The following is a 23,756-nucleotide window of genomic DNA, read 5'->3' on the forward strand; positions in this document are numbered from 1 at the left end:
ACAGTGGCGTGTGTGCGACAATCAATGAGCTAAACCAGTGATTGTTGCCAATTGCGCAACAATCAGTCGTGGTCGGGGAAGTGGCGGGCGCGTTTGGCGTCAAGATCGAGCGCGAACCCGTGCAGCAGGTTATGGGCCATCAGCCGTTCGCGCAGGGCCGGGGTGGCGGTGCAGACCTCCGAATAGAAGGCGCGCAGGGCGTCTTGGCCGCCCTCGGCCTCGATCATGGAGAACAGCGCATTCATATTGACGCCGGCACCGTCGGCGGTGGGCACGGGCTTCAGCTCGGGGCGGTAGGAGCCGCGGGCGAGGCGGAACTGATAGGCGCCGTGAAACTGCGTCCAGCTTTTGGCGTGCAGGTGACAGAGGAGCGTGCCGGAGAGGTCGGCGGCGTCGTCGTCCATCTGCCCGTCCTGAAAGGCGTTGTGAATGCGCAGGCTGATCTTGTCGAGCCCGGTACGCACAAAGACCTTGCCCGCCACATGGCTGAGGAAACCGCCATTGAGAAAGGCGCCATAGGTCGGGTAAATCTCGGCGGTTTGCGCGCGGCGCGGCTTTTGCTGGCGGGCGAAGCTTTTGAACCAGGTGACCTCGGGCGCGGCGGGGCTGTCGGGGTCGGGTGCCAGCGCCTCGACCGGGCGCACGCGGGCGCTGAGCACATCGGCCCCGAGGGCGGCCAACTGACCGGGCAGGGGGCTTTGCGGCCAGAGAAATTCATCCACGTCGATATGCGCGAGCCAGTCCACGCCAGGCCCGCGCCGATAACAGCGGGTGGCGTTGGCGGTCTGGCGGGCCTGATGTTTGTCCGGGCGTTGCTTGCGGCGGCGCCAATAGGCCGCGTCACAGAGGATCACGCGGCATTTGGGATGGGCCTTGAGGGCGGCAAAGGCCTCGGGGGTGTCTTCATCGAGATAGATATGCACCCGGTGCGCGCCCAGATCGAGATGATGCGCGGCGAAATTCAGGATGTCGCGGGCGGGGGCCTTGATGGTCGAGACCACGCCCCAGGTTGGTTCTGTCATATGCGCAGGGTGCGATGAGACGGGCGCCGGTGCAAGACAGAGTTTTGTGCCTCCGGCGGGAGTATTTTGGGAACAATGAAAGAGGCAAATATGACTTTCATCGTTCTGGAAATACTCATGCGCCGCCGGGAGAGGTCACACCATCATTTCCTTGGTGGCGGTCAGTTTGATGTCCGGATAGTCGCGCTCGACCCGGTCGATATCCCATTGCAAACGCGTGAGGTAGACGACATCGCCATCATGATCGTGCGCGATGTGCTGCTTGTTGGCTTGGGTAAATTTATCAATGGCTTGCCGGTCACCCTTCACCCAGCGGGCCGAGGTGAACTGCGATGCCTCGAAGCGCACGGGCAGGCCGTATTCCAGCTCGATCCGGGAGCCGAGCACCTCGAATTGCAGGGCCCCCACGACGCCGACGATAAAGCCCGAGCCGAAGGCCGGTTTGAAGACCTTGGCCGCCCCTTCTTCGGCGAATTGCATCAGCGCCTTTTCCAGATGCTTGGCTTTCATCGGATCGCCCGCGCGGGCGGTTTGCAGAAGCTCCGGCGCGAAGGAGGGGATGCCGGTGACGCGCAGCGCCTCGCCCTCGGTCAGGGTGTCGCCGATGCGCAGCTGGCCGTGGTTGGGGATGCCGATGATATCACCCGCGTAGGCCTCTTCGGCCAGTTCGCGGTCGGAGGCGAGAAACAGCACCGGGTTGGAAATGGCCATCGGTTTCTTGGAGCGCACATGGGTCAGTTTCATGCCACGTTTGAAATGGCCCGACGCGAGGCGGACAAAGGCGACGCGGTCGCGGTGCTTGGGGTCCATATTGGCCTGCACCTTGAAGACAAAGCCGGAAACCTTTGATTCTTCTGGGGAAATCTGGCGCGGCTCGGCGCTTTGCGGCTGTGGTTCGGGGCCGTATTGGGCGATGCCGTTCATCAGTTCCTTGACGCCGAAGGAGTTGATGGCGGAGCCGAACCAGATCGGCGTCATATGCCCTTCGAGCACCGCCTGGGGGTCCAAGCTGGGCAGAAGCTCGCGCGCCATTTCGACCTCTTCACGGAGCTGCTCGATCAGGTCGGCGGGCACATGTTCGGCCAGTTTCGGGTCATCAAGGCCCTTGATCTCGATCGACTCGGCCACCCGGTTGCGGTCGGCGCGGTCCATCAGTTCCAGCCGGTCGTTCAGAAGGTCATAGCAGCCGATGAAATCGCGCCCCAGCCCGATGGGCCAGGAGGCCGGTGTGACGTCGATGGCCAGGTTTTCCTGGATCTCGTCGATGATCTCGAACGTGTCGCGGCTTTCGCGGTCCATCTTGTTGCAGAAGGTGAGGATCGGCAGGTCGCGCAGGCGGCACACCTCGAAGAGCTTTTGCGTCTGGCTTTCCACGCCTTTCGCGCCGTCGATCACCATGACGGCGGCATCGACGGCGGTGAGGGTGCGATAGGTGTCTTCGGAGAAATCCGAGTGGCCGGGCGTGTCCACAAGATTGAAGCGGAAACTCTTGAAATCAAAGGACATGGCCGAGGCGGAGACAGAAATGCCGCGGTCCTTCTCCATCTGCATGAAGTCCGAGCGCGTGCGCCGCGCCTCGCCCTTGGCGCGGACCTGTCCGGCCATCTGGATCGCCCCGCCGAAGAGCAGGAATTTCTCGGTCAGCGTGGTCTTGCCCGCATCGGGATGCGAGATGATGGCAAAGGTGCGCCGCCGCGCGATCTCGGGCGGCAGGTCAGGGCGGTTTGAGGCGGTATCCAACATGGGGCTGGCTATAGCGGGGAGCCGGGGCGCGCGCAATATGCCCCAAAAGAGAACAGGCCCCGGGGAGGGGCCTGTTTTGAGACGTCGTGTGTTTGCGTCTAGATCTTGCCCGCGCGGCGGCGGTTGCAGTAGCGGGACTGGCCGCGGATGATGTGGCGGCGGGCGTTGCCGGGTGCGCGGCGAAGGCAGCCGTCGGCGCCGCGCCAGACCTTGCGCTTGGTGGTCGACTTCTTGGTGGTCGTCGAGCTGTTGGCATTGGCGGCGAGCCAGTTGACATAGAGCGTCTCGGACATGGCATTGAGCGCGCCGAGCTGGTCGGCGGCGAGGTAGCCCGTGGGCGGGATGCCGTTCTTGTACTGCCACTGGGTGAGGCCCGCACGGGTGCCGGGGCCAAACACGCCATCGACGCCGCGGGTGTTGTAGCCCAGCAGGTTCAGGCGGCGCTGCACCTGGATGCGGCCGGCCTTGTCAAGTTCGAGCGCGGTCTCGGTCAGGATCGTGCCTTCGGTCATGGCCTTGGGCACGGCGAGTGCCGCGCTGTCGGCGCCCGTATCGGCGGAGGCGGCCAGGGCGGCAGCGGCGGCCGCGGCAGCCGCGGCGGCGGCGATATCGGCCTCCGTATCGGTGGCGGTATCCTCCATTGCGGCGTCGGAGCCTTCGTCGCCCATGCTGTCGCTCTCGGCCATATCCGTGGCGTCCTCCGGGTCATCGGAGCGGGTGATCCAGCTGTCATCGTCGGCGGCGGCGGAATAGGCCAGCATCTCACCGCCCTCGGAGGACAGTTTCACATTGCCGGTGATGCATTTGAGCTGTGTCGGCCCGGTGTCGAACCGGCCCTGTTGAAAGACCACTTCTTCACAGGTGAAGCTGGCCATCGAGGTTTCGGCGACGATCGCGTTATGCAGCTTCTGGGCGGTGGCCATGTCGACCTCGATCTCCATGTAGTTGCCCACGCCGAGAGCGCCGCCGGGCACGAAGCCGGATTTGTAGAACGGGCAATCGTCGGGATTCTTCTCGGCCAGACCGTCGAAGCGGATGCTCACCAGTGCCTCGACCGCGCCGCCATCGACATCCGATTTGTAGAGCAGAGAGCTTGGCAGGCAGAGCTTGTAGGTCTTGGCGTCGAAATCATAGGTCAGCTCGCGGATGGGCAGAGCGCCGGTGATGTTCGAGATGTCCATCGGCTGTCCGGCAAGCTGGGCGGCGAGGCTTTGGGCCTGCGCGGCATCGACCTGATCGGAGAGCTGTTCGGCCACTTGATCTTGGGTCTGACCGGCGCCGACCTGTAGCTTGACCACATCCGTGGCGCTGAGCGAGCTCAGGTCCTGCGCGGCGGCGGCCCCGGCCAGCGTGACGGAAAGCAGACCGGCCATGGGCAGGGTCAGGTTTGGAAAATGCGTCATATTCAATCCCCAGGGTTTGCAATCGTTCCCAGAGTAGAGCGGGGCTCGCCGGGGAATCAAGGTTTTTGACGGAAACCGTGTGTTGCCGCGTGAAAAGGCTCAGCGGGTGGAGGCGCGGCGCAGGAGTTCGGCCGCATCGAGATGATCCAGCAGCGCCTCGTTCACCTCGTAATCGAAATAGGGGCGCGCCTCGTGACCGGGCAGGGCGGGTGCCAGCGCGTTGGAGATATCCTGGGGCAGAACCTCGCGCGTGCGGGTGTCCACCAGCAGCGTTTCGGCGGCGATGCCTTCGGCATAGATGATCTGGTGCTCATCGAAAAGCAGCTGAAAATAATCGACAAATCCGCCTTCTTCGCGCACCACCGAGCCGCCATTGACCAGGTGGCGCGCCCGCACCAGCACTTCGGAGCGGCCCGCGCCGAGCTTGTCGGAGCGCTGATAGATGAACAGCCGGTGGTCGGGGCTGACCAGCAGGTCGTTTTCATTGTGCAGCGCCCCGGCGCGGATGCGGATCGGGGCAAACTCGCCCACCGCGCGGGCGGTGGATTGGCCGATCCAGCGCAGTTCCTGAATGCCGTCATCGCGGGTGAGAATCTTGTCGCCCGCTGTCAGGTCTTCCACCGGCTTCTGCGCGCCGGAGGCCAGGGTGATATGGGTGCCCCGGGTGAAGGACACACAAGCGACTTCGGCGAATTTCTGGCGGGCAATCCCGCGGTCGATGCCAACCAGCGCATAGCCAAGACGCGGGGTGATCGGGGCCAGAGGCAAGACATAGACATCGGCCACGTTGTTTTGTCCGTCCACCTCGACCAGCATGAGAAGCTCGGTGGTCTGCCCGTTGGTCGACATAAGGGTGAGGCAGCTGTCGAGATAGACCTGCGCACCGTCCCGGCCGAGATCCGTCTCGGGGTGGATGGTGAAATGCCCCGCCGCGTCCGAGACCAGCGACAGACGATAGGTGCGTGCATTGCGGCGTAGCTCATAAAGGTCATCGAGGTCGAGCTCATCGGCAAACGAGATCGCATCGCCCAGATTGGCGCCGTTCACAACGGTGAAATCCAGCGCCTGATAGACGCGGATGGATTGAGCCGGTTTGGATGCGCTGTGTGACATGCGTGTACCGATAACCAACGGGAACGGGGCCAATGCGGCGTTAAGCGTGATCTCTACGGTATGATTATGGCAGCAACGGGTCAACGACCGGGTGTTTTGCTGGCAAGCCGGGCGGGTTCAGTGCTAGGGCTTGGGAAAACCAAGGGAGTGATCGCATGGATTTGGGAATCAAGGGAAAACGCGCGCTGGTCTGCGCGTCGAGCAAGGGTCTGGGCCTGGGCTGTGCGCGGGCGCTGGCGGAGGCGGGCGTGAGCCTGGTGATGAACGCGCGCGGCGCGGAGGCGCTGGAGGCGTCGGCGCAGGCCATTCGCGACGATTTCGGGGTCGAGGTCGTGACCGTGGCGGCGGATGTCACCACCGAGGAGGGCCGTGCCGAGGTGCTGGCCGCGGCGGGCGATGTGGACATTCTGGTGACCAATGCAGGCGGGCCGCCGCCGGGCATGTGGAACGACTGGGACCGCGACGATTTCATCGCCGCGCTGGATGCCAACATGCTGACCCCGATCGCCTTCATGAAGGCGCTGCTGCCCGGCATGATGGAGCGCGGCTGGGGCCGGGTGGTCAATATCACCTCGGTCTCGGTCAAGTCGCCCATTGCCGTGCTGGGGCTCAGCAACTCGGCGCGGGCCGGGCTGACGGGCTATGTGGCGGGCACGGCGCGGCAGGTGGCGGGCAAGGGGGTGAATATCAACAACCTGCTGCCCGGCATTCATGCGACCGACCGCGCCGTGGCGCTGGATACCGGCGTGACCAAGGCACAGGGGATCACGATGGAAGAGGCCAAGGCGCAGCGCTGTGCCACGATCCCGGTGGGCCGCTATGGCACGATCGAGGAGTTCGGGGCCACCTGCGCCTTCATGTGCTCGCAGCATGCGGGGTTCATGGTGGGGCAGAACGTGCTGCTGGATGGCGGCGCTGTAAACACCACGATGTAAGCCTTTGTCTCAGAAAGGGTTTTCCCTCAAAGACCAGCTGTTCAATGCGGAAAAGATCGCCTGGCTGGCCGGGCGGTTTCAGCCACCTTTTGACGCGGCAGGCTTTGAGGCGGAGGTCATGGCGCGGCTGCCCGAGCTGGAGCTGAAAGCGCGCATCGCCTGGATTGCCGACTGTCTGGGGCGGCATTTGCCGGCGGCTTTTCCGGAGGCGGTGGCGGTGATCCGGGCTGCTTTGCCTCCACCGCTGGATCCGACATTGCGCGACGATGATTTCGGCGACTTCATCTTTGCGCCTCTCGGGGAATTTGCCGTCTGGGCCGGGCTGGAGGATCATCCCGATCTGCTGCTTGATCTGCTCGAAGATCTGACGCAGCGGTTTTCGATGGAATGGGCGATCCGGCCCGTGCTGAACCGCTGGCCCGAGAGGGCGATGGCGCGGATGCAGGTCTGGGCGGAGCACGAGCATTATCATGTCCGGCGGCTGGTGAGCGAAGGGACGCGGCCAAACCTGCCCTGGGGGATGGGGGTGTGCCTGACCCCCGGTGCGGCGCTGCCGCTGTTGGATGAGCTCTATGCGGATCGCGCGCGATTTGTGACAAGATCGGTCGCCAACCATTTGAATGATATATCAAAAAGTGACCCCGCCCTGGTTGTGTCGAAGCTGGAAAACTGGCGCGATGAGGGTCGGGCCGTGGCGGATGAGCTTGACTGGATCACCCGCCACGCGCTCCGCGGGCTGGTCAAGGCGGGCCATCCCGGGGCGCTGCGCCTTTTGGGCTATGATCCGGAAGCAGAGATCGCGGCGCGGCTGAGGCCGGAGCCTGCGGTGTTGCCGCTGGGTGAGGTGCTGCAGATCGGAGTTGAACTGACCGGCCCGCCGCACCTGCCGGTGATGGTGGATTACGTGCTGCACCTGCACCGGACAGGTGGTGCACCGGGGCGCAAGGTGTTCAAGCTCAAACAGGCCCGGCTCGATGCGCGGGGGCGGTTGAGCCTGATCAAAGCGCAGCGGATCGCGGCGGGGCTGTCCACCTATCGGGTCGAGCCGGGACCGCACCGGATCAGTGTGCAGGTCAACGGCGTGATGCGCGCGGAGGCCGCGTTTGACATCACCGGGTAAACACGCCGGATCACATTGCCGTTGGGCGGCTGATTTGGCGATGGCGCGTGGCGTGCAAGCTGATAAGGAGGCGGGATGACACCTCTGTAATCTGGATTAAGAACGCCATGCAAGATATTGCCCTTGTTTTGATTTTCATGATTACCATTGTGGCCAGCCTGGCGGTTGCCCCGCGCCGGGCCACGGTGGAGGGTTTCTTTGGCGGACAGAGCGCCACGGGACAGGCGCCCGGGCTGTGGATGCTGGTGCTGAGCCAGGTGACCACCTGGATTTTCGCCCGCTCGCTGATGAACGCCGCGATCCTGGGGTATTTCTACGGCATCTGGGGCGTGCTGGCCTATACGGCCTATTATGGCTCGTTTCTGACCGGGGGGTTCGTGGTCGGGCGGCTGCGCGCGAAGGGCGCGCGGTCGGTGCAGGATTGGCTGACCGGGCGCTTTGGCGCGGTGGGCGGCGCCTGTTACAACCTCGTGATCGCGCTCCGGCTATTGTCGGAGGTTTTTGCCAACCTGCTGGTGGTCGGCCTGATCTTTGCCGCCGCCCTGCCGGAGGTGCCCGGGGCGGGGACCGGGGCGATCGTGATCGTCGCGGTGCTGGCGCTGGCCTATAGCGCTTGGGGTGGGCTGAGTGCCGCGCTGAGGACGGATGTATTGCAGATGGGGGTGTTCCTGGTGGTCTTTGCCGCCGCATTTGTCGCCTTGCTGACAAGCCCGGGGTTTGACCTGGGCGCGGTGCTGACCGCGCCGGGGACATCCGGGGCGTGGAACGGGCAGGTGCTTCTGCTGGTTGCGTTTTTGCAGGTGTTTTCCTACCCGGTGCATGATCCGGTGATGATGGACCGTGGCTTTCTCGCGGATGCGGAAACAACGCGGCGGTCCTTCCTGCATGCATTCTGGCTGTCGTCGCTGTGTATTCTGGCCTTCGGGATGTTCGGTATTCAGGCCGGGCTGGTGGGGGCGGCCTATGAGGGCGAGCTTCTGGGCACCTGGGCGCAGATGTTCCCGCCCTGGCTTTATGCGGCGCTGCTGGTGTCGCTGCTCATCAGCGCGCTCAGCACGCTTGATTCGGCGCTTTCCTCTTCGGCGCGGCTGGTGGTGGAGGAGCTGCGGCTTGCCCCGCGCAGCCTGGCCGCGGGGCGCTGGGCGATGCTGGGCTTTGCCGGGCTTGGCACGGGTCTGACGCTGTGGGGCAATCAGAGCCTCTTTGACGCCGTGGCGGTCAGCGGCACCGCAAGCCTGTTTCTGACGCCGGTGCTGGTGGTGGGGCTGGTGATGGGCCGCGAGATCCGGCTCTGGGCCTATCTTGTCGCCTTTGGGTCCGCGATGCTGGGGGCGTTGGCCTATTTCGCGCGCGATGGCCTGTTTGCGCCGCTCCTGCCGGAGGCGCATAAATACGAGCAATTGCTGGTGATCTGCCTGTGTGTTCTGGCTGTCGGTTTCCTGGCCAGCTTCGCCGGTGCGCGCCGCACCCCGTCCTGATCCTGCGTCTTTTTGGCAAAAATACCCATCGCGCCCACACTTGCACCGGGCGGGCGGGGTTGGTATTGCGCTCGTCGAATGCCCGAGTAAAGTAATCGGGAAAACACGAGGCGCGCGTGGACAAGACCCCACCAAGACTGGAAATCAAGCATCTGATGCGCCGCTATGACGGGCGTGTCGCGGTGGATGACGTGTCGCTCAGCGTCGCGCCGGGGCAGGTGACCTGCCTGCTGGGCCCGTCGGGCTGTGGCAAGTCCACGACGCTGCGCTGTATCGCGGGCGTGGAGATGCAGGACGCGGGCGAGATCTGGGTGGATGGCCAGCTTGTCTGCGACACGGTGTTCCGGGTGCCGCCCGAGCGGCGCCATATCGGGCTGATGTTTCAGGATTTCGCGCTGTTTCCGCATCTGAGCGTGCAGGACAATATCCGCTTCGGCCTTAGCGGGGACAAGGGCGAGACCGCCCGCAGGGTGGATGAGCTGCTGGAGCGGGTGGGGCTGATGGGCTTTGGCCCGGCCTTTCCGCATGAGCTGTCGGGGGGCGAGCAGCAACGGGTCGCGCTGGCCCGGGCGCTGGCGCCGCGCCCGTCGATCATGCTGATGGACGAGCCCTTTTCAGGGCTCGATAACCGGCTGCGCGACGGTATCCGCGACGAAACACTGGAGATTTTGCGCGAGCAGGACACGGCCGTCCTGCTGGTGACGCATGAGCCCGAAGAGGCGATGCGCATGGCCGACGAGATAGCACTCATGCGCAAGGGCCGGATCGTGCAGCGCGGCGCGCCCTACAATATCTACAATGCGCCCGCGGATCGCGAGGCGATGGCCTTTTTCTCGGATATCAATGTGATACGAGGCGTTTCCAAAGGGGCGCTGACGCAGACGCCGTTTGGCCAGTTCCTGACACCGGGCTATGAGGACGGGCAGGAGATGGAGATCGTGATCCGCCCGCAGCATATCAAGCTGGATTTCGACCGGGCAGGTCAGGGCCCCGCGCCCACGATCGAGAACGGCACGGCGGTATCCGGCGTGGCCGAACGCGCGCGCTTCATGGGCAATGAAAGCCTTGTGGAGTTTCGGATGGAACATGACGGATCATTGATCCGCGCCACTGTGCCGGGGGTGTTCCTACCGCGCGCGGGCACGCGGATGTGGCTGATGATCCGGCGCGACAAATGTTTTGTATTTCCGGTGAAAGGGTAGGGACTGCGCAGGAAACGGCGGGGTTGAAAGACCGCTTTGAGCCCAAAGCAGCCTGTGCCTTCGGCACGAGAAGTGCCCGCGTTTTGGAAGTGTCGCAAAACGTGTTAGCCTCTATTAAAAGGAGAAGCGCGGGGATTTTTCGATGAAGGACTTTCCACCCAGACTCGAGAACAAGTTCTACCTGACCGAGGGAGGAACCGAGACAGACATACTCTACAAGTGGGGCTTCGAGCTTCCCGAGTTCGCGATGTTCCCCCTTCTTGATAATCCGGAGGCCGACCGCGTGATCCGCGATATCTATCGTCGGTACTTCGATGTTGCCCATAAGCACGACACCGGGATGCTTATCCTCGGCCATGACTATCGCGCCAGTCCGGATTGGGGCGCCAAGCTCGGCTACACGCCCGAGGCACTGGCAGAGATGGAGCGCCGCACAATCGGCTTTCTGGACAGCTTGCGCCGGGAATACGAAGGCAAGGTTTCGGATGTCTACATTGCTGGCTGTGTCGGGCCGCGCGGCGATGCATACGGAACCGGGGGCGGGATCTCGGAGGCCGAAGCCGAGGATTATCATTCTGTCCAATTGACCACGCTAAAGAGTACACCCGCCGACATGGCTATCTCCCTCACGCTTAACAATATCCCCGAGGCCATCGGCATTGTCAGGGCAGCCAAGGCAATCAAGATTCCGATCGGTATCAGCCTGACCCTGACAACAGAGGGTCGCCTCAGATCCGGGCCAAGTCTGCGCGAAGCGATCGAGGCGATCGAGGAAAAGACGGATGGGGCGGCCGCCTGGTACGGTACGAATTGCTCGCACCCTCTGGAATTTGCCTCTGCTCTTGCCGATGACGGCCCGTGGCTCGACCGGCTCCGTTATATCCGCCCGAACGCCGTCAAGATGGACAAGATCGCCCTGTGCAAACTCGGTCACCTCGAAGACGGTGACCCGGTCGAGCTGGGCCAACAGATGGGGGATGTAGCACGCCGGTTCCCACGCGCTGACATTCTTGGGGGGTGCTGTGGAACGGACGAACGCCACCTCGGCGAAATCGCTAAAAACGTGAACAGCCTGCGAAGGAAGGTCGAAGCCTAGCCGGCTCAGGGCTTGCGCAGGACATATCCGTAGTAGCTGCAGGCTCCAAAGAATGTGCCCTCTTCCGCGGCCGTCCTGAGATCTTCGGCAATCGCCGCGGCCTCTTCTTCCGAAGATACGCCGGAATTCACCAGCATGGGGCCAATCGTGCCAACGAGGCCTGCAAAGAAATCCGGCGTCCCAGCTTCTGCGATCAGGTAGGAGAAACACCTTTCGACCGAGAGCCCCACCGCTTTAGCCATGCGGGGCAATCGCCGCATGACGCGAGGCTGCGTAACCGTTGCTTCGATCATTGCCGCATCAATCTCGCCTGCTCGATCCGGATTCGCCGTCTCCAGCGTGGAAGAGGCGTAGTCTCCGTCAAACACGATGATCGCACCTCCAGACCGCGTTACGCGCGCCGCCTCTCTCAGCGCGGCGGCAGGATCGTCGAGATGACTGACAAGAGTATGCAGCACGGTCACGTCGAATATGCCGTTGTCGAAGCCAAAGCTGCGTATATCGCCAACCTCGAAAAGGACCTTGTGCGACAGCCCTTCCGATGCGGCCAATTCACGGGCTTTGGCGATAAGTTGCGCGCTTAGATCGATGCCCGTAATCCGGCCGCTGAAATCCTTCCGTCCGGCTATCCTGCGGGCCACGACGCCCGTTCCACACCCAAGATCGAGCACGTCTTTGGCTTCCGAAATACCTGCCGCGTCCAGGTAATCGTCGATCATCCCGAGGAACCGTGCATCTCTCCCACGTTCCTCGAGTCGAGCCACAATCATCTCGAGCATGCTGGCATCGATCTGATCGGTAATCCTGTAGGGATCATCTGCCATCCCAGCTTCCCCTGTTGATTAGACCGTTTTTTGGTACGCTTCCGAGGGTAACAGAAAACTGCAGCGTTTCGCCACAGATGTCTCTCGAACTGGCAGAGAAGGAGGTCTGTCAATCGTGCCAGCTGATTACATCGAGTTCTCAAACCAACAATGTCCGAGTTCTGCCGCTAGTGGAAGTGCACGCCTGCGTCTATCCCGACACTCTGCCCCGTTATCGAACGCGCTTTGCAGAAACTCACAACCTGGGAAGCAACATCGTCAATATCGGTAAAACCCTTCAGAGCTGACCTGTCGCGCCAGGCATCGTATGCCTTGTTGTTTTCACCTGGCTTGGGTCCACCACCCCCCAAAGCGGTTTCCACCATCAGTCCCGGTGCAACACAGTTTACCGTGACATCCGGTGCCAAAGATGCGGCAAGGAAGCGCGTGAGAGGAATGACCGCTGCCTTGCTGGGCGCGAATATTCTATCCTGATACCAGTCACCGTGACCGAGCGTAGAGCCAATGTTCACGATGCGGCCCCATTTCGAGGCGCGAAGGTGACCAGCGGCAGAGCGAGCGACCAGGTATGGTCCCCTGACGTTCACCGCCATCATTTCGTCCCAGATTTCGGGGGTGAACGCATCGAGGTCACCCGGGTCAATCGAATGTCCGCCTGACGCAATTGCCGCGTTGTTCACAAGGATGTCAAGCGATCCCAATTCCCCGACAACTCTGGATACGGCGGCGTCAATTGAGGCGGGAACCATCTGGTCTACCTGAACGGTGATGGCTACCCCTCCGTTGGCTGTAACTTGTGTTTTGACCTCTTCAGCTCGCTCTTGGCCTTGATTGTAGCCGATTGCGACCGCCACGCCGTCGTCAGCCAGGCGGCTACAGATTCGAGAGCCAAGTCCACCGCTGCCACCGGTGACGAAAGCTACAGCTCCAGAGATTTCCATATTCGATTCCTGTCCAAACTTGCATCCAATTATACAAAAAAGCAGCGCGACGTCATTCGCAGCCCCTTTGATGCGAAAGCAAACCTTGCCCGGAGTGCAGGTGATTGTCTGGATGGTCCGCAAAGATGCCATTCCAAGATTTCGCCTATCGTTGCAGTTGCGGGCGGACAGGTGATCAGGCTGTGAAGAACAGTCATTTTACGCAAAACTCTGCATTTGGCGCGCATTCCGCCTTCCAACCCGGCCTGATAGGGCTTAGATACAGTTGACGAAAATCCCGGCACTCTCCAACCTGCGCCGGGAAATGGGAGAGAAACTATGCTGAACAACATTGGCCTTCCCGGCCTTCTTCTGATCGCCGTCGTGGTGCTCGTGCTTTTTGGCCGGGGCAAGATCAGCTCGCTGATGGGTGAGGTGGGCAAGGGCATCACCTCGTTCAAGAAGGGCGTGGCTGAGGGCAACAAGGAGCTTGACGACGCCACCGAGGATGCCGCCGAGGCCGCCAAGGACGTCACCCCCGACAAAGACAAGGCCTGAGCCTCTAGATGTTCGACCTTGGCTGGACCGAGCTGCTTGTCATCGGCATTGTGGCGCTCATCGTGGTGGGCCCCAAGGATTTGCCGGGCATGTTCAGGACTGTCGGCAATTTTGTCGGCAAGGCCAAGCGCATGGCGCGCGAGTTCAGCCAGGCGATGAACGATGCCGCCGATGACGCGGGCATGAGCGACGTCAAGAAAACCCTCGACGCCGCTGCCCGCCCGATGAACTCGGCGATGAACGAGGTCAAGAAATCGACCGAAAGCTTCACGCAGAAGACCATGAACTCGGGCAAGCCCAAGCTGAGCCCCGAGAGGGCCGAGGCGGCGGAAAAGATCCGCCAGAAATCGGCCGAGATGGCGAATGAGCGGATCGCCCGCGAAAAGGCCGAGGCCGCGGCGGCAGAGGCGGCGGATGCGAAACCGGCCGCCAAGGCACCCGCGCCGAAAGCCGCGGAGGCCAAGACGGCCCCGGCCAAGAAAGCTCCGGCGAAAAAGCCCGCTGCGAAAAAGCCCGCCGCGAAGAAAGCCCCGGCCAAGGCGGCAGCGAAACCCGCGCCCAAGGCCGCGGCCAAGAAACCAGCGGCCAAAAAACCCGCAGCAGGGTCGGCCGGGGATAAGGCATGAGTATCCGATTGCTGGGTCCGGCGGGGGGGCTGTTTGCCTTTTTGCTGGGCTTTGTCGTCGTGTTCACGTTCGGCACAACCGTGACCGACCTGATCGTGGCCCCGCTCTGTGATCTGCTGGCCATGCGCGGGCAGAGTGATTGCACCCTGGTGTTCCTCACATCCAAGGAGGCCTTTTTGCTGAATCTGCGGCAGGCCCTTCTGGCCGGGATGATCTGTGCGATGCCGTCGATTGTGGCGGCGCTGGCGCGCGTGCTGGCCCCGACGCTGGCGCGGATGACGCCGCAGGCGATTCCGCCTTTTGCCATTGCGGGCGGTGTGATCGCCCTGGCGGGCGCGGTCTTTGCCATCTTTTACGAGGCCCCGGTTGCCTTTGCTCCGGCCTTGCTGAGCCTCACGGCGATGAGCAGCGGAGTGCAGGCCGATCTGGGCCTTGTGACGAATTATGCCAATGCGGTGGTGGTGATGGCGGGCAGCTATGTCTTGACGCTGCAACTGCCCGTGCTGGCGCTGATGATGATCAAGTCCATGCGCACGAGGCGCATGATGGACGCGGAGACAACGACATGAGCCAGAGCGACGACATCGAAGACAGCTCCGCCCCGCTGATCGAGCATCTGGCCGAGCTGCGCACGCGGCTGATCCGCAGTGTGATCGCCTTTATCATCGGCATCGTCCTGGCCTTTGCCGTGGCCGAGCCGATCCTGCAATTCCTGCTGCACCCGATCGAGGCGCAGCTGCGCGAGCTGGGCGACCCGTCACCGACGCTGCAATATACCAGCCCGCAGGAATACCTGTTCACGCTGTTCCGCATCTCGATGGTGTTCGGCTTTGCGCTGGCTTTCCCGGTGATTGCGCATCAGATGTGGCGGTTCGTGGCGCCGGGGCTTTACAAGGCGGAGAAGAACGCATTCCTGCCGTTCCTTGTCGCCTCGCCGGTGATGTTCCTTCTGGGGGCGGCGTTTGCGCATTTCGTGGTCACGCCGCTGGCCATGGCGTTTTTCCTGGGCTTTGCCGATGTCAGCTCGATTTTTGCCAACCTGTTGTCGGGCACGGTCGAGACCCTGCCGGATGACGCGGCGGTGGTGCCCGCCACTGATGAGGGGGTGAGGATCACCTTCTTCGGGAAGGTCAACGAATCGCTTGATATCACGCTGAAATTCATCATCGCCTTCGGCCTTTGCTTTCAGTTGCCGGTGCTGCTGACGCTGATGGGCAAGGCCGGGCTGGTCAGTGCCGAAGGTCTGGGCGGCGTGCGCAAATACGCGATGATCGGCATTCTGGTGCTGGCCGCCCTGGTGACGCCGCCGGATGTGATCACGCAGCTCATTCTCTTTACCGTGGTTTACGGGCTTTACGAGGTGTCGATCTTCCTCGTGCGCCGTGTGGAGAAAAAGCGCGAGGCGGAGCTGCGCGCGCAGGGGCTGTGGTTCGACGAAGACGAGGACGAGGACGAGGGCGAGACTGAGGCCGAGACGGAGGCCGGCGAAGCGGATGTCGAGGACGAAGAGCTGGACGATGAGCTTCTGGCCGAGTTCGACGACGCTGACGACGCCGATGAGGCCGATGACAACGCCGATGAGGGCGAGGCCAAAAAGGATCCCAAGGCGTGAGTGACGCGTTGGAAAGGATCGCGGCCGCGCTGGAGCGGATGAGCCCGCCGGAGCAACCCACGCCCGATTTCGCCAGCGCCGAGGCCTTTGTCTGGCATGTGGAGCCGGATCGTCTGGAGCCTGTGGCGCAGGTCAACCGCGTGGATATGTCCCTGCTGGTGGGCATCGACCGGTCGCGCGACACGCTTCTGGAAAACACCCGGCAGTTTGCCGGTGGCCTGCCTGCCAACAACGCGCTGCTATGGGGCGCGCGGGGGATGGGGAAATCCTCGCTCGTGAAGGCGGTGCATGCCGCGGTGCGCGCCGAAGGGGCCGATCTGAAGCTGGTGGAGTTGCAGCGCGAGGACCTGCCCAGCGTCGGCCGTTTGCTGAATGTGCTGCGCCTGAGCAAGGCGCGGTTTGTGCTGTTTTGCGACGATCTGAGCTTTTCCCATGACGACCAGCATTACAAATCGCTCAAGGCGGTGCTGGATGGCGGGATCGAGGGGCGGCCTGACAATGTGGTGTTTTACGCCACGTCGAACCGCCGCCACCTGATGCCGCGTGACATGATCGAGAATGAACGGTCCTCGGCCATCAACCCCAGTGAGGCGGTGGAGGAGAAAGTATCGCTCAGCGACCGGTTCGGGCTGTGGCTGGGTTTCCATCCTTGCGATCAGACGGCGTATCTGGCGATGATCCGGGGCTATTGCGACGCGCATGGGGTCGAGATCGACGACGCCACGCTGCGCGCCGAGGCCATCGAATGGCAGGCGACGCGCGGGAGCCGGTCGGGCCGGGTGGCCTGGCAGTATTTCACCGATCTGGCCGGGCGGCGCGGGGTGCGCCTGTGACGCTGAACGGCAAGGTGGCGCTGGTCACGGGCTGTTCGGCGCCGAAGGGGATCGGGCGGGCCTGTGCGGCCGCGCTGGCGGCGGAGGGCGCCTTTGTGATCGTGAGCGACCGGCCCGGGGAGGGCCGGATGGAGGCGGTCGAGGCGCTGGCCGGTGAGATCGGCGGCGCGGCGCTGGCGCTGGATGTGACCGACGCGGAGCAGATTGCGCAAGCGGTGGCCGCAGCCGGGGCGCATGGCGGTGTGGATATTCTTGTCAACAATGCGGGCACGGTTCAGGGGGCGGGCCCGTTCCTGAGCGGGACGGCGCAGGACTGGGAGGTTTCGTTCAGGGTGAACCTTCTGGGGCCGATGCTGCTGGCGCAGGCGGTGATCCCCGGCATGATCGAAAAGAGCGCGGGGCGCATTATCAACATGGGCTCGATCGGCGGGCTTGGGGGGCGCGCGAGTTTCGGGGCCTATTCGGCGATGAAGCACGGGGTCACGGGCCTGACCAAGACGATTGCCGCCGAGTTCGGGCCGATGGGCATCCGCTGTAACGCGGTCTGTCCGGGCTATATCGCGACGGACATGCATGAGGCGTCGAATATCCGTCTGGCCGAGGCCGAGGGCGTGCCGCTCGACGCGATGAAACGGCGGCGCTATGAGGCGGTGGCGTTGCGTGCGGCCGGGCGGCCGGAGGATATCGCGGCGGCGGTGCTGTATCTGGCCGGGCCGCAGGGGGATTATGTGAGCGGCATCAACCTGCCGGTGGCGGGGGGGATCCAGCTGGGGCTGTGATCTGAAGGAGTGCCCTGTCGGGCACGCCGGTTTGTCTCGTTGCCGGCCTGTGGCCGCCGCCTCGGAGGCAGCGGTGAGGTGACGCCCTTGTGCCGGGAGCGGCGCCTGGGGCAGGTGTCGGGTGCCTCCGGCGGGGGTACGTCAGCCAGGACGAACACCGGGACGGCCAGGCCCGGACCTGCTCAGCGCAGGTAGGGGATGGGGTCCACGCTGTCGAAGCCTTCGCGCACTTCGAAATGCAAAGCGGCGGTGCCGTCGCGGCGGATTTCCGCCAGTTTGCCGCCGCGTTTGATCGGATCGCCCTTGGTCACGGCGACATTGGCGACGTTGGAATAGACCGTCAGCAGGTTGTCGGAATGTTTGACCACGATGATCGGGATGCCGTTGGTATCCTTGGTGATGGCCGCGACCACGCCGTCGGCGGCGGCCTTTACCGGGGTGCCGGGGGACGCGGCGATGTCGATGCCGTCATTCTTGCCTTTCGAGTATTCGCGGACGATGTCGCCGCGCACCGGGAAGCTCATGCGGGTGCCCGAGGCGGCGGCGGTCTGGCTGCCGCTGAGGTCCGGCGCGGCGACGGTGCCGACGGGTTGGGCGGCGGGCGCGGTGTCTTCGTCGGGCAGCGGTTTGGAGGCCGAGGGCGGCGTCGGTGTCGGGCTGCCAACGCCGGGCGAGGTGACCTGACCGCCTTCGGAGGGATCGAAGGGGGCCGGGCGCTGGCCGTCGCGAGCGACGGGGATCAGCAGGTACTGGCCTTCGCGCACGGCAAAGTCGGCCCCGAGCCCGTTCCAGTCCGCCAGGCTGCGGATCGAGACATTGTAGAGCCGGGCGATCGTATAGGCGCTTTCGCCGCGTTCGACCTTGTGGCGCACGGGCTCCGCGCCGATCTGGCTGGCGGTGATGGGGGCGGGGCTGGCGGATTGCGCGGCGTCAGCTTCGGCGATGGCGCCGTCGGCCAGCGCGGTGATATCGACGCGAGAGGGGGGCTGAATCGGGCCGCCTTCGGGTTCGGCCACGCGGTTTGGCAGGGCGATGATCTCGCCTTTGCGCAGACCGTCGCCGGGCTGCATGCCATTGAAGCGGGCCAGGGCGGCGGCATCGGTGCCGATCCGGTCGGCGAGGCTTTGCAGCGTGTCGCCACGGCGGGCGACGGCGACCTGATAGCCGGGATAGGAGATGATGCCGCGGCTGTCGGGGCGGGGGCGCTCGGCGGTGGCGTTGCGGGCGGCGCTGGCGGTGCTGGGGGCCTCGCCAAAGGCGCCGCGCAGGTCAAGATCCAGCGGTTCGCTACAGGCGGAGAGCGCCAGCAGCGCGGTGCCGGCCAGAAGCTGCGGGGCGGAAGGAAGGCTGGGTCTCATCTCGATCGGGTCCTCGTGTCATGCCCCTGTTGGCCGGGGCTTTGCGGCGCAGTTTAGCGGCTTGGGAACGGTTTGTCTTGCCCTTCATGCCGGGGCGGTGTTCAAGGGTGGCCGTCGCGTCCGAGCCCCTCGACGAGCGGCACGAACCGCACCGGCAGAAGCTCGTCATAATCGAAGCCGGAGGCGGTGCGGGTGACGCGGATCAGGGTCTGGACCGTGTCGGACTGGCCCACGGGCACAACCATGATCCCGCCCTCCTTGAGCTGGGTCATGAGCGGGCCGGGCGGATCCTCGGCGGCAGCGGTGACGATGATGCGGTCGAAGGGCGCCTGATCGGGCAGGCCGAAGCTGCCATCGGAGGTCAGCGCCGTGATATTGGTCAGATCGAGGGTGCGGAACACCTCCATCGCCTCGGCCACGAGGCGGCGGTGGCGGTCGACCGTATAGACCCGGCGGGCGAGATGGCTGAGGATGGCGGCCTGGTAGCCCGAGCCGGTGCCCACCTCCAGCACCTTTTCGCGCCCGGTGAGCCGGAGCGCCTGGGTCATCAGCCCCACCACAGAGGGCTGTGAGATGGTTTGACCGCAGGCGATGGGCAGGGGCATGTCCTCATAGGCGCGCATCGCGAAGGTGCCGCGGATGAAGAGGCCGCGGTCGATCTTTTCCATGGCGTTCAGCACCCGCGCCTCGGTCACCCCGCGCGAGCGCAGGGCGAAGAGGAACTGCATCTTGCGTTCGGCGATATCGTCCGGGGCGTCGCTCATTCGATTGCCTTGAGAGCCTCCAGCGCGTCATGGGCGGTCAGGTCGGCGCGCATGGGCGTGACGGAAATATAGCCCTTGAGGTTCATATCCGCGTCCGAGCCCGGCGAGGTGGGCTGTTGCTGCGGCGCGCCGGTGACCCAGAGGAAGCGGCGGCCGGAGGGTGCGTTATGAGGCTGCACGCCAAAACCCATGTCGCGGCGAAAGCCCTGGCGGGTGGCCTTGATGCCCTGCACATCCGCCGCCGGGACGGGCGGAAAGTTGATGTTGTAGAAGATGCCGTAATCGTCGCGGGTCCACACGCCCTTGTCCAGAAGGCGGCGCAGGGTGGGCAGGCCATGCACACGGGCGGCCTCGAACGTGTCGGTGAGGTCGCGGTTGGCGGGGCCGTTATACTGGCTGAGCGCCACGGCGGGCACGCCTTGCAGCGCGGCCTCCATCGCGGCCCCGAGCGTGCCGGAATAGAGCGCGTTTTCAGCCGAGTTGTTGCCCCGGTTCACGCCCGACAGCACCAGATCGGGGCGGGCATCGGGCATGACGTCATGCAGGCCCGCAAGCACGCAATCGGCCGGGCTGCCTTCGACCATGTAGCGGCGCTCTTCCAGCCTGGAGATCATCATCGGGTGGGTATAGGAGATGCAATGGCCGACGCCGGATTGCTCAAACGCGGGGGCCACGGTCCAGACCTCGCCCTCGGGGCCCGCGAGCGCATGGGCGATTTCGGTCAGAACCTGAAGGCCCGGGGCGTTGATGCCGTCGTCATTGGTGATGAGAATACGCACGTGTGATGCCCCTTTGCCGGTTCTGTTCTTAGTAGCGTCGGGGGTGGGGCGGGGCAAGGCCAAGCGGGGCCGGAGCGGCGCCAACTCTGCGCCGGATGGGCGTAGTGTGGCACTGATGGCTTGGCAAAGTGATTTTCACCGATAGACTCAGGACGTCACTACATCGGGAGCAAATCAATTCACGCGCTGTCCAATATGCTGTTCAGTCTTCATCCGGTGATCGCGGGCCTTGTGTTCATCGCCGGGGTGATTGCCGTGTCGCTGGCGAGTTATGCGCTGACCCGGTGGGCGCTGCTGGCCCGGACCGACGAGGACAGCCGCGAACTGGCGGGGTCGGTGCTGTTCCGGGTGGCGGCGCTGCACGGGCTGGTGCTGGCGCTGGTTTTCGCGCAGGAGCTGACCTCGATCCGGGACGTGCATGTGACCTCGGCGCATGAGGCGGCGATGCTGGCGGATATCTATTATGACCTGGAGCGCTATGACGCGGAAGGCACCCAGGAGATCCGGGCCGAGCTGGCGCGCTATGCAATCGCGGTGATCGACGAGGAATGGCCCTCGCTGGCGGGGGATGGCCGGTTGTCGGATGCAGCATGGCAGGCCTGGGAACGCGGCTATGAGAGCATCCTTGATCTGTCCCCGGAGACGCCCCGGCAGGAGCGGCTTCTGGGGATCATGCTGGCCGATATTCGCGAGCTGTCGGAACTGCGCGAGGCGCGTGAAAATGCGGCGCATTTCGGGGCCTCGCAGCTTTTTCTGATCGCCGCGTTGTCGGGCATCCTGCTGATCTCGGCGGGCTATTTCACCTATCCGGCGACGGCGCTGAACCTTATGCTGCTGTCGGGCTTTGCGGCCTTTACCGGGCTGATCATCTTTTTCGTGATGGCCTATGCGAACCCTTATCATGCGCCGGGAAACGCCACGCCGCTGGGCTTTGAGAGGTTCCTGAGCGATGAGGTGCGCGCGCTCGGGGCGCGTTAGGCGCCACGCATGAGCCCGATGAGCCGGGTGGCCTCGTCCATCGGCTGGGCCAGAACGCTGCGGTCTTCGCCCGGGTGGAAGCGGCCGCGGGTCGCGGTGGGCATCGGCGCGGGGGCAAGGATATGTACGCGCGGGCCGGTGCGCTGCGTTTCGGCGGCCCAGCTGCGGGCGAGGGCGATCTGGGCGGATTTGGTCGCGCCATAGGCGCCGAAGAACGGCTCGCCGCCGCGCGGATCGTCGAAGAAGACGGCCTGTCCGGCTTCGCCCAGAAGCGGGGCGAGAAACGGAATGAGCTGACCCGTGGCGGTCACGTTGGTGGCCACCGAGCGCTCCCAGTCCTTGGCGTCCATGAAGGGCGCAGGCGTCAGCGGGGCGGCGTGGATGGCGGCATGCACCCAGAGATCGAGCTTGCCCCAGCGGTCATGGATCGAGCGGCAGAGCTGCGCCATGGCATCGAGATTGGTGATATCCATCGGCGCCAGCGTGGCGTTGCCGCCCTTGGCCTGGATGCGGTCGTCAAGCTCTTCGAGCGCGCCGGTGGTGCGGCCGACGGCGACGACGTGATGTGTCGCGGCAAGCTGCTCGGCCATGGCTGCACCCAGCCCGCGCGAGGCGCCGGTCACCAGAGCGATTTTCGGGGTATCGTGATCCGTCATGCTTTGGCAAATCCCACCCTGACGCAGAGATTTCAAGCCCCCTTCGCTTGACATTTGCGGCATTGCAGCGAAAAAAGTGGGCAATTGTCGGATTTCACAAGGAGGACCGCGTATGCGCGCCCAAGTTCTGACCCAGGCCGCGATCGGCCATGAGACTCTTCTGCACAAAACGGCTCTTGTTCTGGGCGGCTCGCTGTTCATCGCGCTGGCCGCGCAAGTCAGCGTAGGCTGGCCGGTGCCGATCACGCTGCAGACGCTGGCGATTCTGATCGTCGGGCTGACCTTCGGGTCGCGCCTGGCCGCCGTGACCCTGCTGGCCTATCTGGCGCAGGGTGCTGCGGGCCTGCCGGTCTTTGCCAATGGCATGAACGGTGTCGCCCTGATGGGCCCGACCGCGGGTTTCCTCTTTGGCTTTGTGGGCATGGCCTGGCTGGCCGGTCTGGCCGCCGAAAAGGGCCTGGCGCGCGGTGTCGTGTCGACCGCGCTGGTGGGCATCGTCGTCTCGGCGCTGCTCTATATCCCCGGTCTGGCCTGGCCTGCCGCGATGCTGGGCAAAACCCTGCCCGAGCTTTGGGCCGGCTGGATGGCGCCCTTCCTGCTGGGCGATGCCATCAAGGCCGTGATCGCCGCGATGGTGGTCTGGGGTGGCTGGAAGGCCGTGGCCGCGGTCAAGCGCTGATCTCAGCCTGACAAGATCTGGAACGCCGCTCCGGTCCCCCGGGGCGGCGTTTTTCATGCCAGCGGCCTGACCCAGAGATGCCGGTGCTCGGTAAAGACCTCCTGGGTCGGGGCCGGGAAGGCCGGATCGGCAAAAGCGCCGGTGGCGACGGCGATCATGCCGGGCTTGCGGCGCGGATACCAGAAGACGGTGCTGCCGCAGACAGGGCAGAAGTGAAAGTCGACCGGATGGCCGTGATCGGACTCGCGGGTGAACCGGGTGCTCTGACCTGCAATCTCGACCGCCTCGGCCGGGTAGAAGGCTGCGATGCCAAAGGGGCCGCCGCTGCGTTTCTGGCATTGCGTGCAATGGCAGAGCGACACGAGGGCGGGTGTACCCCGGCAGCTAAGGCCGAGCGCCCCGCAGGCGCAGGCGGCATGGCGTATGTCTGTCATTGGTCCTCGCATGCTCCTTGTGTCCCGTGCTTGGCATGCAAGGCGCTGAGCGCGGTTTCGCACAGGCCCAGGTCAAGCCACTGACAGCCTGCGCACAGCCCGGTCAGCGCGCCGGGCGGCACGCGTTTGACCATCCGGCGCTTGGCCTCGCCCCAGGTGATCGTGTTGCCTACGAACAGCCCGAGCGCGCGGGCATGGCGGGCGTCGAGGCGCGCGATCTTGTCCTGGCTTTCGCATAAAGCGCCGCGGCGCTTGGGGCAGGGGGTGCAGATGTCATCGGTGGCGCCCACCACCTCGATCAGGGTGTCATCGCCGCCGGGCGCGCGCAAACACGCGTCGACGATCGCGGCCATGTTGGCGGTGAAGCCGTCCGAATAGCCCTTGCCCTGAAACCCGAGCGAGCACAGGAAATGATGCGGTCGATAGCGGATCGGATCGTGAGGCATGGGGCGCAGGATGGGCCTGCGCGGGGCTGTGGTCAACCTTCGGGCAGCGTCAGGCGCTTGGTATGCGCGCCCGAGACGAGATAGAGCGCGCCGTCGTCAATCGCGCTGACGGTGGAGGAGCCCACATTGTCGCCGGTCTGCACCATGCGGATGTCGCCATTGCGGGTGCGGATCAGGGCGCTGCTGCCCTCGGCTTTGTCAAAGGTGCCAAGAAGCACCAGGCCATGCAGCGGCAAGGCGCCTTCCTGCGTGGCGGCGACAAGGGTATCTGCGGGGGTGTCGGTGGTTTCGGCCAAGGCCAACTCCATGAATGCTGCATCTGCGAAGGGGGCAGATAGGCTTGTTTCATGGGAAAGGAAAGGGCTTCTGTTCGAGGGTCGGCGGAAATATGCTGCAAC

The 23,756-nt window shown here is 64.2% G+C and carries 26 protein-coding genes; 13 read left to right on the top strand and 13 right to left on the bottom strand.

What is annotated here, in order from left to right:
- Window positions 1-62: 62 nt before the first annotated feature.
- From EI983_RS06960 to EI983_RS06975, 4 genes are all read right to left on the bottom strand, one after another.
- On the bottom strand, window positions 63-1,022 hold the full coding sequence (locus EI983_RS06960; RefSeq protein WP_157706654.1) for a glycosyltransferase family 2 protein: 960 nt from the start codon (window positions 1,020-1,022) through the stop codon (window positions 63-65).
- 135 nt (window positions 1,023-1,157) lie between these two features.
- A complete protein-coding gene (locus EI983_RS06965; protein WP_157706655.1) occupies window positions 1,158-2,765 on the bottom strand; it encodes a peptide chain release factor 3 in 1,608 nt (535 codons plus the stop codon).
- A gap of 98 nt (window positions 2,766-2,863) precedes the next feature.
- Window positions 2,864-4,168, bottom strand: a complete 1,305-nt coding sequence (locus EI983_RS19215) for a peptidoglycan-binding domain-containing protein (RefSeq protein ID WP_198389388.1) — start codon at window positions 4,166-4,168, stop codon at window positions 2,864-2,866.
- Between the two features lie 99 nt (window positions 4,169-4,267).
- Entirely contained in the window at window positions 4,268-5,281 is a 1,014-nt protein-coding gene (locus EI983_RS06975) for a Hint domain-containing protein (RefSeq protein ID WP_157706656.1), read from the bottom strand.
- A 155-nt stretch (window positions 5,282-5,436) separates the two neighbouring features.
- On the opposite strand from EI983_RS06975, the gene EI983_RS06980 reads away from it, so the two are divergent.
- The 5 genes from EI983_RS06980 (at window position 5,437) to EI983_RS07000 (ending at window position 11,112) form a co-directional block, all read left to right on the top strand.
- Window positions 5,437-6,216: an SDR family oxidoreductase gene (locus EI983_RS06980; RefSeq protein WP_157706657.1), complete on the top strand. Its 780-nt coding sequence runs from the start codon at window positions 5,437-5,439 to the stop codon at window positions 6,214-6,216.
- Window positions 6,217-6,220: 4 nt separating this feature from the next.
- Window positions 6,221-7,336, top strand: coding sequence for a hypothetical protein (locus tag EI983_RS06985; protein ID WP_157706658.1), 1,116 nt, complete (start codon window positions 6,221-6,223; stop codon window positions 7,334-7,336).
- A 107-nt stretch (window positions 7,337-7,443) separates the two neighbouring features.
- Window positions 7,444-8,814 carry an SLC5/6 family protein gene (locus EI983_RS06990; RefSeq protein WP_157706659.1) on the top strand — a complete coding sequence of 457 codons (1,371 nt, stop codon included), beginning with the start codon at window positions 7,444-7,446 and terminating at the stop codon, window positions 8,812-8,814.
- Between the two features lie 155 nt (window positions 8,815-8,969).
- Window positions 8,970-10,016, top strand: coding sequence for an ABC transporter ATP-binding protein (locus EI983_RS06995; RefSeq protein WP_157709017.1), 1,047 nt, complete (start codon window positions 8,970-8,972; stop codon window positions 10,014-10,016).
- A 142-nt stretch (window positions 10,017-10,158) separates the two neighbouring features.
- Window positions 10,159-11,112 carry a homocysteine S-methyltransferase family protein gene (locus EI983_RS07000; RefSeq protein WP_157706660.1) on the top strand — a complete coding sequence of 318 codons (954 nt, stop codon included), beginning with the start codon at window positions 10,159-10,161 and terminating at the stop codon, window positions 11,110-11,112.
- Between the two features lie 5 nt (window positions 11,113-11,117).
- On the opposite strand, the gene EI983_RS07005 is transcribed toward EI983_RS07000, so the two are convergent.
- Both EI983_RS07005 and EI983_RS07010 read right to left on the bottom strand, forming a co-directional pair.
- On the bottom strand, window positions 11,118-11,936 hold the full coding sequence (locus tag EI983_RS07005) for a methyltransferase domain-containing protein (RefSeq protein WP_157706661.1): 819 nt from the start codon (window positions 11,934-11,936) through the stop codon (window positions 11,118-11,120).
- Between the two features lie 167 nt (window positions 11,937-12,103).
- Window positions 12,104-12,877 (bottom strand): SDR family NAD(P)-dependent oxidoreductase, encoded by a 774-nt coding sequence (locus EI983_RS07010; protein ID WP_157706662.1) that lies wholly within the window; start codon window positions 12,875-12,877, stop codon window positions 12,104-12,106.
- A 318-nt stretch (window positions 12,878-13,195) separates the two neighbouring features.
- Between EI983_RS07010 and EI983_RS07015 the strand changes: the two genes are divergently transcribed.
- From EI983_RS07015 to EI983_RS07040, 6 genes are read left to right on the top strand one after another with little or no spacing between them, the layout of a single operon-like run.
- The gene (locus EI983_RS07015; RefSeq protein ID WP_157706663.1) at window positions 13,196-13,414 is read left to right on the top strand and encodes a twin-arginine translocase TatA/TatE family subunit; all 219 of its coding nucleotides are present in this window, start codon (window positions 13,196-13,198) and stop codon (window positions 13,412-13,414) included.
- An 8-nt stretch (window positions 13,415-13,422) separates the two neighbouring features.
- Window positions 13,423-14,040: a Sec-independent protein translocase protein TatB gene (gene tatB, locus EI983_RS07020; RefSeq protein ID WP_157706664.1), complete on the top strand. Its 618-nt coding sequence runs from the start codon at window positions 13,423-13,425 to the stop codon at window positions 14,038-14,040.
- Window positions 14,037-14,609 (top strand): twin-arginine translocase subunit TatC, encoded by a 573-nt coding sequence (locus EI983_RS07025; RefSeq protein WP_157706665.1) that lies wholly within the window; start codon window positions 14,037-14,039, stop codon window positions 14,607-14,609. The genes tatB and EI983_RS07025 overlap by 4 nt, the downstream gene beginning before the upstream one ends.
- The gene (gene tatC, locus EI983_RS07030) at window positions 14,606-15,652 is read left to right on the top strand and encodes a twin-arginine translocase subunit TatC (protein ID WP_157706666.1); all 1,047 of its coding nucleotides are present in this window, start codon (window positions 14,606-14,608) and stop codon (window positions 15,650-15,652) included. The genes EI983_RS07025 and tatC overlap by 4 nt, the downstream gene beginning before the upstream one ends.
- Window positions 15,653-15,690: 38 nt before the next feature.
- Entirely contained in the window at window positions 15,691-16,485 is a 795-nt protein-coding gene (locus EI983_RS07035; protein WP_425500904.1) for an ATP-binding protein, read from the top strand.
- A complete protein-coding gene (locus EI983_RS07040; RefSeq protein WP_157706668.1) occupies window positions 16,398-17,264 on the top strand; it encodes an SDR family NAD(P)-dependent oxidoreductase in 867 nt (288 codons plus the stop codon). Before EI983_RS07035 ends, EI983_RS07040 begins: the two co-directional genes overlap by 88 nt.
- 182 nt (window positions 17,265-17,446) lie before the next feature.
- Here the strand turns inward: EI983_RS07040 and EI983_RS07045 are convergent, their stop codons facing one another.
- The 3 genes from EI983_RS07045 to surE all read right to left on the bottom strand — a co-directional run bounded on the left by EI983_RS07045 (window position 17,447) and on the right by surE (window position 20,165).
- On the bottom strand, window positions 17,447-18,622 hold the full coding sequence (locus tag EI983_RS07045) for a peptidoglycan DD-metalloendopeptidase family protein (protein WP_157706669.1): 1,176 nt from the start codon (window positions 18,620-18,622) through the stop codon (window positions 17,447-17,449).
- 101 nt (window positions 18,623-18,723) lie between these two features.
- Window positions 18,724-19,386, bottom strand: coding sequence for a protein-L-isoaspartate(D-aspartate) O-methyltransferase (locus tag EI983_RS07050; RefSeq protein ID WP_157706670.1), 663 nt, complete (start codon window positions 19,384-19,386; stop codon window positions 18,724-18,726).
- On the bottom strand, window positions 19,383-20,165 hold the full coding sequence (gene surE / locus EI983_RS07055; protein WP_157706671.1) for a 5'/3'-nucleotidase SurE: 783 nt from the start codon (window positions 20,163-20,165) through the stop codon (window positions 19,383-19,385). The genes EI983_RS07050 and surE overlap by 4 nt, the downstream gene beginning before the upstream one ends.
- A 195-nt stretch (window positions 20,166-20,360) precedes the next feature.
- Between surE and EI983_RS07060 the strand changes: the two genes are divergently transcribed.
- Window positions 20,361-21,143: a bestrophin-like domain gene (locus tag EI983_RS07060; protein WP_157706672.1), complete on the top strand. Its 783-nt coding sequence runs from the start codon at window positions 20,361-20,363 to the stop codon at window positions 21,141-21,143.
- Here EI983_RS07060 and EI983_RS07065 read toward each other — a convergent pair.
- Window positions 21,140-21,799 carry an SDR family NAD(P)-dependent oxidoreductase gene (locus EI983_RS07065; protein ID WP_157706673.1) on the bottom strand — a complete coding sequence of 220 codons (660 nt, stop codon included), beginning with the start codon at window positions 21,797-21,799 and terminating at the stop codon, window positions 21,140-21,142. The two genes, EI983_RS07060 and EI983_RS07065, sit on opposite strands and share 4 nt — an antisense overlap.
- Before the next feature lie 112 nt (window positions 21,800-21,911).
- Here EI983_RS07065 and EI983_RS07070 point away from each other — a divergent pair, with 112 nt between their 5' ends.
- Window positions 21,912-22,478, top strand: a complete 567-nt coding sequence (locus EI983_RS07070) for a biotin transporter BioY (protein ID WP_157706674.1) — start codon at window positions 21,912-21,914, stop codon at window positions 22,476-22,478.
- Between the two features lie 53 nt (window positions 22,479-22,531).
- On the opposite strand, the gene EI983_RS07075 is transcribed toward EI983_RS07070, so the two are convergent.
- From EI983_RS07075 to EI983_RS07085, 3 genes are read right to left on the bottom strand one after another with little or no spacing between them, the layout of a single operon-like run.
- A complete protein-coding gene (locus EI983_RS07075; protein ID WP_157706675.1) occupies window positions 22,532-22,912 on the bottom strand; it encodes a GFA family protein in 381 nt (126 codons plus the stop codon).
- Window positions 22,909-23,358 carry a DUF1284 domain-containing protein gene (locus EI983_RS07080; protein WP_157706676.1) on the bottom strand — a complete coding sequence of 150 codons (450 nt, stop codon included), beginning with the start codon at window positions 23,356-23,358 and terminating at the stop codon, window positions 22,909-22,911. Before EI983_RS07080 ends, EI983_RS07075 begins: the two co-directional genes overlap by 4 nt.
- 32 nt (window positions 23,359-23,390) lie before the next feature.
- Window positions 23,391-23,654, bottom strand: coding sequence for an amidophosphoribosyltransferase (locus tag EI983_RS07085; protein ID WP_157706677.1), 264 nt, complete (start codon window positions 23,652-23,654; stop codon window positions 23,391-23,393).
- Window positions 23,655-23,756 lie beyond the last annotated feature (102 nt).

Origin of the sequence: Roseovarius faecimaris (genome assembly GCF_009762325.1) — a bacterium.
GTDB classification, from domain to species: domain Bacteria; phylum Pseudomonadota; class Alphaproteobacteria; order Rhodobacterales; family Rhodobacteraceae; genus Roseovarius; species Roseovarius faecimaris.

What these genes read in the sequence shown, in the direction of transcription:
- EI983_RS07015 (WP_157706663.1), top strand. Translation starts at nt 13,196, where the DNA reads ATGCTGAACAACATTGGCCTTCCCGGCCTTCTTCTGATCGCCGTCGTG.
- EI983_RS07075 (WP_157706675.1), bottom strand. Translation starts at nt 22,912, where the DNA reads ATGACAGACATACGCCATGCCGCCTGCGCCTGCGGGGCGCTCGGCCTT.
- tatC (WP_157706666.1), top strand. Translation starts at nt 14,606, where the DNA reads ATGAGCCAGAGCGACGACATCGAAGACAGCTCCGCCCCGCTGATCGAG.
- EI983_RS07065 (WP_157706673.1), bottom strand. Translation starts at nt 21,799, where the DNA reads ATGACGGATCACGATACCCCGAAAATCGCTCTGGTGACCGGCGCCTCG.
- EI983_RS07035 (WP_425500904.1), top strand. Translation starts at nt 15,691, where the DNA reads ATGAGCCCGCCGGAGCAACCCACGCCCGATTTCGCCAGCGCCGAGGCC.
- EI983_RS19215 (WP_198389388.1), bottom strand. Translation starts at nt 4,168, where the DNA reads ATGACGCATTTTCCAAACCTGACCCTGCCCATGGCCGGTCTGCTTTCC.
- EI983_RS07060 (WP_157706672.1), top strand. Translation starts at nt 20,361, where the DNA reads ATGCTGTTCAGTCTTCATCCGGTGATCGCGGGCCTTGTGTTCATCGCC.
- EI983_RS06990 (WP_157706659.1), top strand. Translation starts at nt 7,444, where the DNA reads ATGCAAGATATTGCCCTTGTTTTGATTTTCATGATTACCATTGTGGCC.
- tatB (WP_157706664.1), top strand. Translation starts at nt 13,423, where the DNA reads ATGTTCGACCTTGGCTGGACCGAGCTGCTTGTCATCGGCATTGTGGCG.
- EI983_RS06960 (WP_157706654.1), bottom strand. Translation starts at nt 1,022, where the DNA reads ATGACAGAACCAACCTGGGGCGTGGTCTCGACCATCAAGGCCCCCGCC.
- EI983_RS07070 (WP_157706674.1), top strand. Translation starts at nt 21,912, where the DNA reads ATGCGCGCCCAAGTTCTGACCCAGGCCGCGATCGGCCATGAGACTCTT.
- EI983_RS06975 (WP_157706656.1), bottom strand. Translation starts at nt 5,281, where the DNA reads ATGTCACACAGCGCATCCAAACCGGCTCAATCCATCCGCGTCTATCAG.
- EI983_RS07045 (WP_157706669.1), bottom strand. Translation starts at nt 18,622, where the DNA reads ATGAGACCCAGCCTTCCTTCCGCCCCGCAGCTTCTGGCCGGCACCGCG.
- EI983_RS07080 (WP_157706676.1), bottom strand. Translation starts at nt 23,358, where the DNA reads ATGCCTCACGATCCGATCCGCTATCGACCGCATCATTTCCTGTGCTCG.
- EI983_RS07040 (WP_157706668.1), top strand. Translation starts at nt 16,398, where the DNA reads ATGGCAGGCGACGCGCGGGAGCCGGTCGGGCCGGGTGGCCTGGCAGTA.
- EI983_RS07000 (WP_157706660.1), top strand. Translation starts at nt 10,159, where the DNA reads ATGAAGGACTTTCCACCCAGACTCGAGAACAAGTTCTACCTGACCGAG.
- EI983_RS06995 (WP_157709017.1), top strand. Translation starts at nt 8,970, where the DNA reads ATGCGCCGCTATGACGGGCGTGTCGCGGTGGATGACGTGTCGCTCAGC.
- EI983_RS07050 (WP_157706670.1), bottom strand. Translation starts at nt 19,386, where the DNA reads ATGAGCGACGCCCCGGACGATATCGCCGAACGCAAGATGCAGTTCCTC.
- EI983_RS06965 (WP_157706655.1), bottom strand. Translation starts at nt 2,765, where the DNA reads ATGTTGGATACCGCCTCAAACCGCCCTGACCTGCCGCCCGAGATCGCG.
- EI983_RS07005 (WP_157706661.1), bottom strand. Translation starts at nt 11,936, where the DNA reads ATGGCAGATGATCCCTACAGGATTACCGATCAGATCGATGCCAGCATG.
- EI983_RS07025 (WP_157706665.1), top strand. Translation starts at nt 14,037, where the DNA reads ATGAGTATCCGATTGCTGGGTCCGGCGGGGGGGCTGTTTGCCTTTTTG.
- EI983_RS07010 (WP_157706662.1), bottom strand. Translation starts at nt 12,877, where the DNA reads ATGGAAATCTCTGGAGCTGTAGCTTTCGTCACCGGTGGCAGCGGTGGA.
- EI983_RS06980 (WP_157706657.1), top strand. Translation starts at nt 5,437, where the DNA reads ATGGATTTGGGAATCAAGGGAAAACGCGCGCTGGTCTGCGCGTCGAGC.